This window comes from Arthrobacter sp. NPDC058192, from assembly GCF_042883665.1.
Classification (GTDB): Bacteria; Actinomycetota; Actinomycetes; order Actinomycetales; family Micrococcaceae; genus Arthrobacter.
Genome location: NZ_JBHVVJ010000031.1, coordinates 1 through 13025 on the forward strand (window position 1 = coordinate 1; position 13025 = coordinate 13025).

Sequence of the window (13025 nt, forward strand, 5' to 3'; positions counted from 1 at the left end):
GCTGGGGCAGGGTATGCCGGTTATAAAGGGGCGGACCTGCCCCACACCGCCCGGCCCGCCAAACCCCCCCGGGGGGGGGTGCCCGGGCCGTGGGGGGGGGCCGCGCACCCGCGCCTCAGGCGGTAGAGCCGGTTGAGGCCCCGGTGCGTCCGTACGCAGGCGCCTGCTCCGGACGCAACGCGGGAAGCGAGAAGAACTCGTTCATGGGAAGCGCCGCGGCTCCCATGGCTATGGCATCGGCCCCAAAGGCGGAGACGGCGAACTGCGTCCGGTCCGGGTCTGCCTCGGTGCCACCAACAACAGCCGACATCGCCTCGTCATCGCTGAGGATGGCAGATGCTCGCCCGCCAAACACCACCAGCTGGGGGGACAGCATCCACACCAGAGTCGATGTGAACCACGCGAGGTGCCGTTGCCATTCGGCTGCGGCGCTGGCGGCCGCCTCGCCGCGCGCTGCCAGGTCCTGCAGAAAGCCGTCGAAATCCGGAGCCGTTCCCCCCAGGGCGGTGTAGCTTTCCCGGAGGCCCGAAATGCCGATGACGTCTTCCACGCTCGGCCATTCGGCTGCCGGTGAACCGTCGCCTCGGGGGATCCGGATGTGGCCAACCTCGCCGACCTGGCCGAGGCTGCCACGGTAGATCCGGCGGTCCAGGACCAGGCCGGAACCGACGCCGCTATCCAGCACGACGTAAAGGAGGTCGCTGCTGTCGCGGCCGATTCCGAACTGCGCCTCGCTGATCGCTGCAGCGTTGGCATCGTTGTCGATCGAAACCGGCAGGCCAGTTTCGCGGCCTATGACGTCGCCGAAAGTGACATGCCGCCAGCCGAGGATCGGAGCCCGCCGGATCTTGCCGTCCACGACAGTGCCGGGCACGGTGACGCCGATGCCCTGCAAACGGGCGCGCACGCCCGCGTGCTCTGCCAGCACAGTCTCCAGCAGTTCGAGCAGGGTCCGTTCCGCGGCAGCCGGATCCGTGCGGTCGGTGGCCGCTGACGCCCGCCCCACTTCGGAACCACTGAGGTCAACAACGATGGCGGTGGAGGTCTCGTTGCCGAGGTCCAAACCGGCGAAGTATGCGCCCTCCGGGCACAATTCCAGTATGACGCGGGGACGGCCGGCGCCTTTCGTCGCGGGCCCGTCGGCGTGCACCTCGCGGACTAGACCGTCGTCAATGAGTGCACCCGTGATGACCGTGATGGTCGACCGCTGCAGTCCCAAAAGTTCCGAGAGCCCGACACGTGAACGGGGACCATATGTCCTCAGGGCGTCAAGTACCCGGGCCTGGTTAATGTGGCGGAGCGTTGAGCTGGAAGCCATGGCCACCTCCTTTCGGCATCTCCACAATGCTAGGCGCGTTTGTGTTCGTGAGTCGAATTTATTCGAGGCGAGTCGCCGCATTCGCCCTGTCAGCCGACTCCAGGTTCGGGTTATTGCAAAGTGACTGGCGCGTCTTAACGGTGCGTGACCCAGTACCTCGGGACAGAGGATGCGTTGAAGCCGCAGAAGTTCTTCGGGCCGGGCAAAATCTGTCAGGACAAAGAAGGACCGCACCCCTTTGTTGCGGGGTGCGGTCGTTGGACTGAGAGCGTTGAAGCGGCCAATTTGGGTGTGTACAAAGTACACACTTTGGGCTTCGGATCGGGTCGTACCGGGGCCGGACTGGCCCCGGATTCCGCATGTTTCCGCGGGCTCCCAGTGTTTGAAAGGCCGGGAATGTAGTTCGAGTCCCACCTCGGGCACGACGTTTTCCCTCGTCAGAGGCGATTTTGCTTTGACGTGTTGACAAAGCTTGTGGTCGCGTCGCTCTGACGGGTTGATTCGCGGGCCGTGGCCTGACCGCCGCGGTGGCCTATTCAGGTGTGTGGGGTGGCGGGTTCAAGTCCCTGGGTGGTGGGCCTTCCGCCTGCTATGACTGGGTTGCTGCGGTTCCTCGTTCCGGTTCTTTCGGGTGGGCCGGGGTGGCCTACACCTATTCATGGGGCTGCGATGCGGCTACGACATGATGAAAGCGATTTTGGTGCGGAAGGATTCTTGGAAGGCCGCTCCCGCCCTCTGGGGGTCTAGCGTACAAGCTTGTACTGCCAAAGGGGGTGTGGACACTGTCCACGCCTACGTCTGCTTTTATCGGGCGCTAGTAGCCGGCATTCGAGCGTCAGGTGGATGTATATGGGCCCTAGCGAGAGTGTCAGAAGAGGAAGAAACTCGTCGCCAAATTCGGTGCGTGCTCCGCGGCGCCATCGGCGTCCGCCCTGCGCGGCCCTTCGATTCGGTGGGCGCAGCCGTGCGCAAGACGGTCGCTGCTGCGTTTGAGATCATGACGACGTTCGTGTGTGCTCGGTGCAGCCATGGGTGACGTCGGCGGACCGCGATCAGAGAGCGGGTGATTGTCAGCGTTGCCGTTCCTCGGGGAGAGGTAGCGAATCGGTCAGCGCCGACATGCTCGCTGCTGCTTCCTCCCTGAAGGTCCAGCCCAGCGATGCGGACAACGGCGGTGGCGGAGCCGTCAGCCGCCATGAGTCAGAACCTTTCGCGCCGCTTGGCTCGCGACGTAGGATGGCCGTACACCGCGACAGGGCTGGGGAGCTGCCATCGCGAGAGGAACACAGCCGTGGAAGACATGTGGAACGAAATTGTCGGCAACATAGACGGCGTGTCACTCTTTCTTGTCTCAGTCGCCGCGATCCTGCTCGGCCTGAGTTACGGCATGTTTGCATCCCTAAGAAAATCGGCCAGGGGCGACACGAATCCCAGAGTTTTCGTAGTGGCCGGAATCGTGTCCCTTGGCGTCGGCATCGTTCTGGGGGTAGCAGGTGTGACTCGAGCCGTCTCCATCGTCAACGGAATACTCCCCTGAGCCCCGAGGCCTCTCACCAAAGAACCACAGAGAACCGCGAACGCCACCACCGCACACGACTGTCTTCCATCCTGAGCCAGCGGCGCCTTCGCCACGTCCGATGATGGCCGAATCGCTCACAAACCGTTCTGGCAAAAGGGCTTGGCAACTACAGAGGATTTGTGGATGAGTCGCTATCAGCACAACGTGGAAGTTATCCGAGACGAGGTAATCGCCGCAGTCGCGGGCTGCGTGCTGTGGCCCGTGCAGAGCGCAACAAGCCGCGACAAGAAGTTGCCGACTGGATCGAGGAACAATTTATCGGTATCGCTGACCCGCGCGTTCTGCTTGACGCAACGCGGAATGCTCTCACCTTGAACCAACGGGGGATGGGGTCGTTCCAGGATGTCGGCGAGGCCTCATCGCACGCGGTCAGTCGGCTGCGTACTGCGCTGGTGCGTGGGCCCGCTGCTGAACTTCGCGGCTCGTGAACGTGGTTGTGGCTGCTCAGTAGCGTCCGGTGAGGGATCCCCTTAAAGACGCAGCTTTGATCCGCATGCGAAGGTGATCCTGATGGAAATATCGCTTTTACTCTGCGCTTGCATCCTCGTTGCCCTCTCGGTGTCCGCGGGGGCCGCTTTCGATTCGTTCCGGTCAAAGAGGGCAACTCTCTCGACCAGTTTTTCATCAAGCTTCAGCTTGGACTGAACGTAGTGTCGATATCCCTTGCTGCAAGTCCTCCCAATAGTCGCAGCTTGTCCCGACGTCAGCTGTGGCCCTCCCACCATTGGAGCACGCGTGTGGCGTAGAAGGTGAGCCACTTGGACGGCTTGCCGGCCGGTACGTCGACCTCGAACCACACCCGCCCGGGGTGACGGCGCTCCTGCAGCCAGGTGCCGTCAGGGCGTCGGGCGGCAATTATGACCTCGATCGCGTCGGCGAGCCGCTGGTCCGGCCCGGTGCCCTCGTGCTGAGCGGCCGCCCGGAAGTAGTCGGCCGCGTTGAGTGCGCTGTAGAACCAGCGGAACGGATACGCGGACCGAGTCGCCCACGGACCGACGGACGCGCCTGTGGAGAGCGTATACAGTAGCCGGCGTTCGAGCAGATACTCCTCACCGGCGTGACGGGCCGCGCCCTGCGCGGGACTGCTGCCGGTCGCCGCCTCGTAGTACAGCAGGCCCTTCAGGGAGTTGAGCGTGGAATGGAACGATGAGCGGGTCGAGCCCTCGACCCACTCACAGTTCCAACCGCCGTCGGCCAGGCGGTGATCCACGAACCACTGGGCCAGTCCGGAGACATCCGCCCCCAGCCACGCGCCGTTGGCGAGCGTGTAGGCGTTGATGCAGCAGTCAACCTCGCCGCCCCAGTATGCAAGGTCCTCGTACTCCCAGCGGCTGTTGACCGCGAGCAGGGCCGCCGTGCCGCCCAGTGCTGTCGCCTCGAGACCCCAGTCGCGGAGGGTGTTAAGCGACCACGTGGTCGCGGTCCACGGCTGCCCCGCCCCCTCGGCCGCTTCGGGGCCGTTGAAGTCGAAGTCTTTTGGGAAAAACGCCCCGCCCGCCCACTGGCCGTCGGGATCCTGCCGTGCCAGTAGCGCCGCTCCGAATCCCTCGGTCCGTACGCGGGCCCGGGTTGCCTCCCACTGCTCGCGCGGCGAGCAGGCGAGGTCACGTTCAACCTGCCAGCGCAGGGCCGGATCGGAGTCGAGCATCCAGCCGAGAACTGCCGGGTCGATCGTCATAGCGAGAGGCTACCGGGCAGTGAGGCGGAAGTCGACGGCATTTCCCGAGGACAAACGGCCACCCCAAGGGGTCAACGGAGGAGGAGCCGGCGAGCGGCACCCGGTCCCGCTGCGTGGAGCGGTAGGACGCCTCCGCCCTGCCGGCGGCCCGCCAACACCGGGCCGTCGTCTTCCCGGACGTCGGGCATAGACTCCAATTCCCGTGCGGCAGAGGGCATGCCCCCGACTACCTGAATCAACTCAGCGACGCCCCGTCCGGCCGATGTGCGCTGCCGCGCAAGCTGGTCGCGGCGGCTACGGCCCGGATTAACGTCATCGTGCCATATGTTCACTCTCGCCCCCGGACACAGCAAGAGACTGGCCGGCCGCAACGGCTGACCAGTCTCTCGGGGACTGATAGAAGGGCCGGCACGCACGTGCCGGCCCTGCCGCCTTTAGCCATGACCGTTCAAACGTCATCGGGGGCAGTTGCGGCACGCTTTCCAGCCGACGCTCGGCTGGTATCAGGCAAGGGTGCTGTGTCAAAGAACTCGTATTCCGATGGGTGGCCGCGGATTGTTCCGGCAGCCTCCGCTTTTTCCAGGATGAATTCGCGGTCGGCCCGGGACAGTACGATCTGCCCGTGAGCGTCACTCTCGAGCTCTCCGTCGGCTCCCTCGATCATTTTGGTGGACATGGTACGTGGCACGATCAGGCACTGGCCACTGGCTTTCCCAGCGCTCTCGCTGCTCCCGTCACGTTCATGGGATACCGAGGGGTGGCTACCGAAGAGGAGATGGCTCGCAGGTATGTTGCGCGCGCCCAGAGTGCCTTCCAGTTGTTCCGGGACGATTCTGCGGCTTCCAGCGCCGCCTTCGCTGCGGCCTCTCGAGTTTTCTCATTCGCGCTCAAGTCCGGCATTTGTACTTGCCCTCCCATGGTCGTTGTAGGTCGGTCGTGTCTCTGGCTTTGCCCAACGAGTTCTCAGTGTTTCCCAGCTGTGCCAATTTCATTTGAGTAGTTAGCACTCGAAAAGTGGTATTGCAGCTACTCAGGACTGAGAGACGGTACGTAGTCATGATGCCAAGCTGCTGGCGAGGTGCTGCCCCAGCACCACGATGACCAGAGGACTTTTTGGCCATATTCAAACCGACCCCATCCCGCATCACTTGCCCTTCGCGGAAAGAATGGCTGTTTTAGATATAAGTGACCCACTGTCAGTCTTGAAGCGGACCAGTCCCGTATTGCAGTTCCGGGAGAGCAGACCGCGCATCTTCCGGGTCGCGTGGCAGTGGTCGAGACGGAGCCGTTCGCCCGTACCCTCCGCGCTGCGCGTGCTCCTCGCCGGCCCGGCAAAGAACGACCCCCTCAAGCAGCTCCGCGCAGAACTGGCCGCAGCCCTCACATCATCTGGGGTCGTGGGACACCGGTGGACGTCCAGACCGTTGAGAGCGTCGAGCGCACAGCCCTGGGCAAAGCCCCACTCGTGCGGGGACTGTCTGGCCGCTCTCATCGATGGCCCGCCCGCCGTTCTCTCCCTAGACGAGTGCGCTTTTGAAACGCCGGATGCGACGTTCATCTGGTCGTGTTCCACGAAGGCTTTGATCAGGCCGCCCCGACCAGGATGGCAGGTAACCAGGACCCACAGGTGCATCCTCGTGGTCCGCGGGCCTGCTCATTCCCCGGCGACCCCAGCCGTGCACCAGCTCAGCAGCCTAATAAAGGTGGGGATTCATCCAATACACACTTCCCTGCGCCGTGAGCAGACGGTGCCGGCTTTCCGGCAACCGGGCGTAGAGGTCGCGGATGTAGCCGGGCGTCTTGCCTTCGGTGGCAACAACAAACATGGTCGGTATTGTAAGGTCAAGGATCGGTCCGGGTGGGAGTGGTCAAAAGAGAAGCCACCGACCGCAGCGAATAGCTGCGGTCAAAGTCCCGACCCTTCAGGTAGCCGTCAATGACCAGGCGGTACAAGTTCTAAATGCAATTGCCCCGTAAGGGCGGATTCCGGTGACCCGGCTTTACGTCAGGTTTCTAAAGGGGACAAAACCGATGACCAGCGTGCCCAGCTGCGCGGCTGCGGCAACGTCGAGCCCGTGTTCGGTAATGACCAGGTTGTCTCCACTGATGACCAGGACGTTTCCTTTGCGTGCTGCCTCCATCCATCTGGCATTAGCGCGGGTCTCCGGGTTGAGTTGCTCGGCGTAGACGGTTTCCCCGCCGATATTTAGCGTGAGGAATGCGGCCCCCGTCACGGTGAGACTGCAGCCGTCGCCCAACTCTCTGGCATGATTCAGCATCTCGGTGTAGGCCGGGTCCATGGCCAGCTGAAAGCCGTTGGAAAGCAATAGCGATACCAGAGCGGAGGTCAGTTCGCCGTCTGCTTCGCGGAATTCGACGACGGGGGCGAGCGTGTATGCAAGGGCTGCAACGCTAACGCCGGGACTGGCGGCACCTGGTTCCCGGGTGAACGTTATGTGGGCGGCGGTCGGTGTCAGACGCGTGGGAGCCCAGACAGCCCTGCGTACGGCCAGGTCTGGTTCGCGGCAGTGCCGATGGCAGACAGAGTCGCTGAAGATGACGTGTTCCGTTCCATTCGGCGCGGTGCTCTCTATGATTTCCACGCTCAGCGACAGCGGTTCGCCGGGCTGCAGCGGCTGGCCGCAGAGGGCACAGGCCGTCGCGACGGCCGCAGCGGCCTTCACGTAGAGCGGCGTGTCCCTGCCCCTGAAGGATTCCAGACGCCCGTCCCAGTCGACGTTGTGGGTGAGAGGCATGCTCCCCGGATTCCTTCCCGCCTGGGGCTACTGCGCTTCGACCGATCAAGTAGCGAGATCCAGGGCTCGAACTCCGGAATAACATCTCGTCGGTGAGGGCGAAAGGCGGGTAGCCCGCCCCATGCAAAGGGGCCTGGGTCTGGACCCCTCCTGACTCATCGTAGGCATTCAACCTTTGGTTTTTCTGGGCGCGACGTCTGCCGCGTGTGGGACTCCGAACGGGGAATCGGGGGATACGTGCGCTGCCGTGCCCGTTTACCTCCGCGGTGTTCAGCGGGGCGGCCACCCAACAGTGTGCCGCCGATGCCGGCGTACTCGGCGATGTCGCCCGGCGTCTCCCGCTTGTCGGGATCGATCTTCGTAGTCGACGTATTCCTGGTACTCGATGCACTTGGCCTGCGCCTCTTCGTCAATGGCTGCGACGTGAGGGCTCGGAAGGCACGGCATGCTCCTTTATGTTGCTGGCCCCATTTGGTCGAGAACTCCACGAACTGCTCCTTCGCTGCGGCCTCCGAAGGTGTGTGTAGACCGGGCGCAAGTCCCGGGACATGTCGTTCGGGTACTGCCGGGCCGCGTAGCGGAAGGCGCACGAGGCAGGTTTGAACGACGACGCGGTCCCAGACGGTGGTGATCGCTTCCGGCAGGCCCTTCAACCCGTCGCAGACCGTAATGCAGTCGTCCTCGACGCCGCGGTTCTTGATCTCGATCAGCACCGAGAGCGCGGCGGCGATAGAGGATCGCCGCCTCGCGCGGGGTGGCGGTGGCCGTTATGGCCTACCTTCCAGCCGGTCTGCGAGCTTCAGCCATTTGATCGACGCCCGGCCCGCGAGGAAGGAAAAGATGACTGACACGAAAGCCCCCGCACCTGCCAATATTCCCGGCGGCGTGTGCCCCGTTACGGCCAGCACGAAACCGCCGATGCCAAGGATTATCGCGACCAAGTAGAGGACGACGGCTGCGTAGGCCCATCGCCTCTCCCGCGCCCGGGCTTCCTCGATGCTCATCGTGTTCCTTCTGCGGCTAGCGTAGCGGTCGCCCGGTTGTGGCGCCGTGTCCGTTAGTTTGTCCTGCCAAAGAGGGTGTGGACAGTGTCCACACTTACGTGTGTTTTTATCGAGCGCTAGTTGCGGGCGCTCGAGCCTCACTTTGGGGTATATGGTTTCCTAGCGAGAGTGTCAGAAATGGAAGAAACTGAGCGCAATCTGACGCGCTGACACCCTCTGCCTGGCGTCAGGCTGGGGTGTACCTGAGTTGCGTTGCGGCTAACTGTCTTTCACGGGACCGTAGTTAGAAGTTGAATTCCTCATGGTGGAGTTGTTGCCGTGGCAGGCCAGCCTGTGTCAGGGCCGTTGTCGCGGCGGCGGAGAACCGGGGGGATGCGCAGATGTAGACGTCGCGGGCCGGCAGGTCCGGGACCATGACCCTGAGGCTTTGGGCGGTTATCGCGTTCCGGGGGTCTGACGACGGTCCGATCAGGAAGATCAGCTGCGCTCCGCGGTGCCGGGCGATATGTTCGAGCTCGTCGCGGAAGAGTATCTCGTCTGCGGAGGATGCCCGGTATAGCAGGGTCAGTTCATTTCCGCCGACTGGCAGTGTCTCGAAGAGGGCGCGCATCGGGGTGATGCCGACCCCGCCGCCTATCAGGAGGGCTCCGCGGCCTTGGCGTCGTTCTTTCGTCATGGCACCGTATGGGCCGGCGGCGAGGACTCTTGTTCCTGGCCGCAGGGAGTGGATTAGCCGGGTTCCGTCGCCGACCGCTTTGACGGTTATGCGCAGAAACTCATGGTGGGGCGGGGCGGAGAGTGAGAAGGGATGGGACGACCGCCACGTGGCACTTGTCAGGAATCTCCAGCGGAAAAATTGTCCAGATTCGGCGTTGAGCTCGTTGAGGTGCCGGCCGCGAAGGATGATGCTGGCGGTTCGGGCTCCCTCATCGACGACAGAGTCGACCCGCAGCCGGTGTCGCCATAGCTGTGTGAGCGGGGCCAGGACCCGGTATCGCAGGATCAGTCCGAAGCTGAGCGTGTAGAGCAGGCTCCATGCCACCTGAACCAGGGGGAAGCCGGCCAGGTCGGGGCCGGCGAGTTCGTGGGAGAAGGACAAGGCGATCGCCAGGTAGGTCAGCAGGTGAAGGACGTGCCAGGTCTCGTAGCTTAGCTTTCGGCGCACGCTTCGCGCCGAAATGATACCAACGGACAGAAAGATCACCGTTCCTGCTGTGGCCGCGATAAGTCCCGGCATGGTCAGCAGGTTGATGGTCGCAACCCAGAGCGAGGTGCCTTGAACCATTGCCCAGGTCACGGTTGCGGCAATACCGTGGATGAGGATCAGGGAGAAGATGATCCTGCCGCCTTTACCGTGCCAGCGTGCCAGTCGGTCGGCACCGATTCCCCGTTCCAGGGCAGGGGCACGGGACATTAGGGCGACCATCACCGTAACGCCGTATCCGGAGAGCAGGCCGGAGGTGTGGGCCAGGAGGGGCAGGTTGAACCGCAGCGGTAGGGGGGCACTGATGCCGGCCAACGCGGTGACTACGGCGGCGCCGGCCGTGATCAGCCCGAGGGCCATGTACGGGGTGACGGTCTGCGGGGCAGTAACCGCGGGCAGATCGGACTGCGTTGCTTGGTCTTGTTGACGCCCGGCCAATAGGGTCATCGTCTTCTTTCTTCGAGGAACAGGGCGGTTGCGATCGCCCATTTATTGTTTTGATGGGGGTTGCTCAGCGGCCTCCCTTGTCGTGGCCGTGGGCCGTCCCGTTTCTTCCGGCGGCGTGTATTGCCGGTGGGTTAGGTGCGGTAAGTGCGGATGAACCGTTCGTGGTTGCTGCAACAGAGACAGTGGTCGGCTGCACGGGTGAGACCACCGGCGCGTTCACACCGAGCTGCACACCGGTGATAACGGCAGCACCGATGACCGTGGCGGATAAGGCGCGTCGGAGCCAGAACCACATCTGGGGTCCGCCGCTTGATTGACCCCACGCTGCTCCGCGTCTCGTACGCGCAGGGGCCGCGGTACTCACGGCCGGGGCCAGCCAGCCGCGACGGGGTACGTGTTTCCCGCAGGTTCCGCGGTTTTCTCCGGTGCTGCTGAGGGTTCATTCGAGACCTGCCACATGGTGCCTAGCACCGCGGTCAAGGCCATGGCGGCGAACGCAGACACAAGGCCGGGGCGGCCGGTCGTCAGCGGGGCCACAGGGCGGTAGGCGATCATCAGTGTCCTCCTTGGAGTTGTGTTCGGTCACCGCTGTGCTGCGGTGGAAATTGTGGGGGCTAACGGAGATCCTCGTCCCGGCGGCGCCGGGGACCACCGGCGGACCGGAACGACAGTGGGTTCACCAGGCTCAGGAGTGGCGCGGTGGATGATCATCAGGTGTTCCTTCAAGCGATGGCTGCGGACGCAGCAGCGCCGCCCGAAACAGTGCGGCAGATCAGTGCCCGCCGTTGCCTCCGGCTTCGGTGGCAGTGATGGTGAAGTTGGCGTCGAGTTTGACCGTCGCGTGGCTGCCGTCGGTTTTGGTGATGTGGGCTTCGTAAGCGGCGCTGCCGTCGCCCTCGGTTTCCATGCGGTCGACGGTGGCGCCGGCGTTCGCGGCCAGTACAGCCTGCCGGACCTTGGTTGCCGTGTCCCCGGTCGGTTCCGTTTCCTTCACAGAGTTTGACCCGTCGAACACCACAGTTGCGGTGGCAGCGTTGGCAGGCAGAGCCATGGCGGTAAGGGCGCCGCCGCCGATGAGAGCGCCGACCAGGGTGGCACCTGCCGCAATTTCCGGACTCTGTTCACAATTTGCTCCTTGCTAGTTCCACTCCGGTTTCGAAGCTGTTCCTATCTTCGGAGGGGACCCTGTCCGAGCACTTTTGCCCTGCTGTGCACAAACTGTGAGGCTTATCGATGGATTTTTCTGTGTGAGGATTGCTTACTTCCATGTGTCCGTATCGTCCGGGGTCAGCTGCCCTGGGCATCCGCTTCTCGAAGCACGCGGGGCTTGCGCAAACGCCTTGAACCGCGCGACGACGGGTTCTGACAGCTACTTCTACTCGCGTTGTTTGAACGCCGATAATAAGGATTCCGTCAGGTAGTCATCGGGTTATGCTCGAGGGAGCAGAAAGCCTAGCAGTGGCCGCTACACGCCGCGCCCATCAAAGTTTCTCGCGGTCGCCTCGCCGTAGAGTCCCGTTTTACTGGGAAGATGGGCAAACGGGGCAACTTGGAGGTGCCGAACTGCCGTCCTCATCTGGTCCGCGAAGTCCGAGCCGTAGATCTGCGCCGGCGTCAGAATAGCGCGAAATTCCGCTTTACTGACACTGGCTCATGACGTTCTCAGAACTCATCCTGACAGTCCGAGGGACGGGAAACCGGGGTGCGATAGCTCGAGAATCATCGATAAAGCCCAGCCAAAGAATCTGGACTTTATAGAGATTCCTTGGAGCAGGGGCCGGCGATGACATCTCTTGCGGCTCTGCGGTTGCCTGGAAACAAGCCGGAGCTCCGTCGACAGTCCGAGTCCACCCCTGCCAGGCCGCCCCGACGTCAGGATGGGGTGTACTTCAATTTGGTAGGGGCCCGCCAGGGGCTCTGGCCCACTAGGTAGAAGCCGGCCAGTCGGTGCCAACATCGCGCCAAGCGCGGTCGATGCTTTCCAGAGCTGCAGCCTCAAGTGGACCTCTGCTGACGGCCGTGATGTTCCGGCGCAGATGGGCCATCTTGGCTGTGCCGACAATTGCGGTGTGCACACCGGGCGCGTACGCCGTGAAGCGCAAGGCGAACTCTGGCCAATCCCTGTCGCCTGGGTCAAGGTCGAGAGTCTGGAGCCGTTCCCAATAGAGCTCTGCATAATGCCCGGCAGGCCGATCCGCGAACCGCCACGGCGCATTCGCGATCGGGCGCTTGGCGATCACTCCCATTTCGGGGCGCCGGCCGAGGACGTGTCTGAGATTCCACTGATCAGCTATGTTGACACTGGTTTCGATGGCACCGAACCGGCCGGAATCCACAGCGAAAGCGAGAGCCTCGTTGTCGCCGCTGTAGCCGGCAACGCCGACCTTGCCAGCGGCGACGGCCTTGTCCAGGGTGTCCTGCAGGTCACCACGCCGCAGAATCTCGATAGGGCAGGAGTGCAGATAGAAGATGTCGATCCGTTCAGACTGGGTCAGGCGCAATGACCGCTCGATACCGGCCGATACGCTGCCTGGCGACCAATCCGGTTGACCGTCGATCCTGGGTCCGCCTTTGGTTGACAACACGAACTCGTCCCGACGGCGACCGAGGTGCTGACCGATACGCTCTTCACTCAGCCCGTAACTCGCGGCGGTATCGATCAGCGTTATTCCGAGATCCAGTGCTCCGTTGAGCACCTCGGCCGCTTCGGCTTCGGTGACATCTTTTTCACCAATTTGACCGGCACCTAGCCCGACGACGGAGACGCTCAAAGAAGTCTCACCAAACGGCCTTCGCTCCAACTGCATTCACTCCTAATCTAATTACCGCCCGCACCTATGGTGCATTGAACTTCTTGCACGCGAGACGATACCTACTTGTAAGTATCCTCAACCGGCTGGGCCCGGTGCTCAAAGTTGAGCGGTCTCGCGTTACCTCCCAGCAAGGGGACTGTCTGAATAACGGTGTGTGAAGGTCCGGCCTGATCCGAAAGGAGACGGCCGTGTCAGAGTCCACGACCGAGATAACAGGGGCGATGAT

At 63.1% G+C, this 13025-nt stretch carries 12 protein-coding genes; 1 reads left to right on the forward strand and 11 read right to left on the reverse strand.

The genetic code is table 11. The features are described 5' to 3' along the window. Positions 1 to 115 precede the first annotated feature (115 nt). On the reverse strand, positions 116 to 1318 hold the full coding sequence (locus ACFVVK_RS20265; protein WP_390271250.1) for an ROK family protein: 1203 nt from the start codon (positions 1316 to 1318) through the stop codon (positions 116 to 118). 1291 nt (positions 1319 to 2609) lie between these two features. Here ACFVVK_RS20265 and ACFVVK_RS20270 point away from each other — a divergent pair. After that, positions 2610 to 2855 (forward strand): hypothetical protein, encoded by a 246-nt coding sequence (locus ACFVVK_RS20270; RefSeq protein WP_390271253.1) that lies wholly within the window; start codon positions 2610 to 2612, stop codon positions 2853 to 2855. Positions 2856 to 3600: 745 nt separating this feature from the next. Here the strand turns inward: ACFVVK_RS20270 and ACFVVK_RS20275 are convergent. From ACFVVK_RS20275 to ACFVVK_RS20320, 10 genes are all read right to left on the reverse strand, one after another. Next, positions 3601 to 4575: a squalene cyclase gene (locus tag ACFVVK_RS20275; RefSeq protein ID WP_390271256.1), complete on the reverse strand. Its 975-nt coding sequence runs from the start codon at positions 4573 to 4575 to the stop codon at positions 3601 to 3603. Between the two features lie 1144 nt (positions 4576 to 5719). Then, positions 5720 to 6208, reverse strand: a complete 489-nt coding sequence (locus ACFVVK_RS20280) for an endonuclease domain-containing protein (RefSeq protein ID WP_390271259.1) — start codon at positions 6206 to 6208, stop codon at positions 5720 to 5722. A gap of 61 nt (positions 6209 to 6269) precedes the next feature. Further along, a complete protein-coding gene (locus ACFVVK_RS20285) occupies positions 6270 to 6401 on the reverse strand; it encodes a hypothetical protein (protein WP_390271262.1) in 132 nt (43 codons plus the stop codon). Positions 6402 to 6575: 174 nt separating this feature from the next. Beyond that, on the reverse strand, positions 6576 to 7331 hold the full coding sequence (locus tag ACFVVK_RS20290) for a hypothetical protein (RefSeq protein WP_390271265.1): 756 nt from the start codon (positions 7329 to 7331) through the stop codon (positions 6576 to 6578). Positions 7332 to 7486: 155 nt separating this feature from the next. Next, complete coding sequence (locus ACFVVK_RS20295) at positions 7487 to 8044, reverse strand: transposase (RefSeq protein ID WP_390271267.1); 558 nt, start codon at positions 8042 to 8044, stop codon at positions 7487 to 7489. Between the two features lie 54 nt (positions 8045 to 8098). Continuing rightward, positions 8099 to 8335: a hypothetical protein gene (locus tag ACFVVK_RS20300; RefSeq protein ID WP_390271270.1), complete on the reverse strand. Its 237-nt coding sequence runs from the start codon at positions 8333 to 8335 to the stop codon at positions 8099 to 8101. Between the two features lie 283 nt (positions 8336 to 8618). Continuing rightward, on the reverse strand, positions 8619 to 9986 hold the full coding sequence (locus ACFVVK_RS20305) for a ferric reductase-like transmembrane domain-containing protein (protein WP_390271273.1): 1368 nt from the start codon (positions 9984 to 9986) through the stop codon (positions 8619 to 8621). A 360-nt stretch (positions 9987 to 10346) separates the two neighbouring features. Then, complete coding sequence (locus tag ACFVVK_RS20310; protein ID WP_390271276.1) at positions 10347 to 10541, reverse strand: hypothetical protein; 195 nt, start codon at positions 10539 to 10541, stop codon at positions 10347 to 10349. Positions 10542 to 10758: 217 nt separating this feature from the next. Beyond that, positions 10759 to 11037 carry a hypothetical protein gene (locus tag ACFVVK_RS20315; RefSeq protein ID WP_390271279.1) on the reverse strand — a complete coding sequence of 93 codons (279 nt, stop codon included), beginning with the start codon at positions 11035 to 11037 and terminating at the stop codon, positions 10759 to 10761. An 874-nt stretch (positions 11038 to 11911) separates the two neighbouring features. Next, the gene (locus ACFVVK_RS20320; protein WP_390271282.1) at positions 11912 to 12793 is read right to left on the reverse strand and encodes an aldo/keto reductase; all 882 of its coding nucleotides are present in this window, start codon (positions 12791 to 12793) and stop codon (positions 11912 to 11914) included. Positions 12794 to 13025 lie beyond the last annotated feature (232 nt).

Coding starts and splice junctions, on each gene's coding strand:
- ACFVVK_RS20265 (WP_390271250.1), bottom strand. CDS start 1,318: ATGGCTTCCAGCTCAACGCTCCGCCACATTAACCAGGCCCGGGTACTT.
- ACFVVK_RS20275 (WP_390271256.1), bottom strand. CDS start 4,575: ATGACGATCGACCCGGCAGTTCTCGGCTGGATGCTCGACTCCGATCCG.
- ACFVVK_RS20280 (WP_390271259.1), bottom strand. CDS start 6,208: ATGCACCTGTGGGTCCTGGTTACCTGCCATCCTGGTCGGGGCGGCCTG.
- ACFVVK_RS20285 (WP_390271262.1), bottom strand. CDS start 6,401: ATGTTTGTTGTTGCCACCGAAGGCAAGACGCCCGGCTACATCCGCGAC.
- ACFVVK_RS20290 (WP_390271265.1), bottom strand. CDS start 7,331: ATGCCTCTCACCCACAACGTCGACTGGGACGGGCGTCTGGAATCCTTC.
- ACFVVK_RS20300 (WP_390271270.1), bottom strand. CDS start 8,335: ATGAGCATCGAGGAAGCCCGGGCGCGGGAGAGGCGATGGGCCTACGCA.
- ACFVVK_RS20305 (WP_390271273.1), bottom strand. CDS start 9,986: ATGACCCTATTGGCCGGGCGTCAACAAGACCAAGCAACGCAGTCCGAT.
- ACFVVK_RS20310 (WP_390271276.1), bottom strand. CDS start 10,541: ATGATCGCCTACCGCCCTGTGGCCCCGCTGACGACCGGCCGCCCCGGC.
- ACFVVK_RS20315 (WP_390271279.1), bottom strand. CDS start 11,037: ATGGCTCTGCCTGCCAACGCTGCCACCGCAACTGTGGTGTTCGACGGG.
- ACFVVK_RS20320 (WP_390271282.1), bottom strand. CDS start 12,793: ATGCAGTTGGAGCGAAGGCCGTTTGGTGAGACTTCTTTGAGCGTCTCC.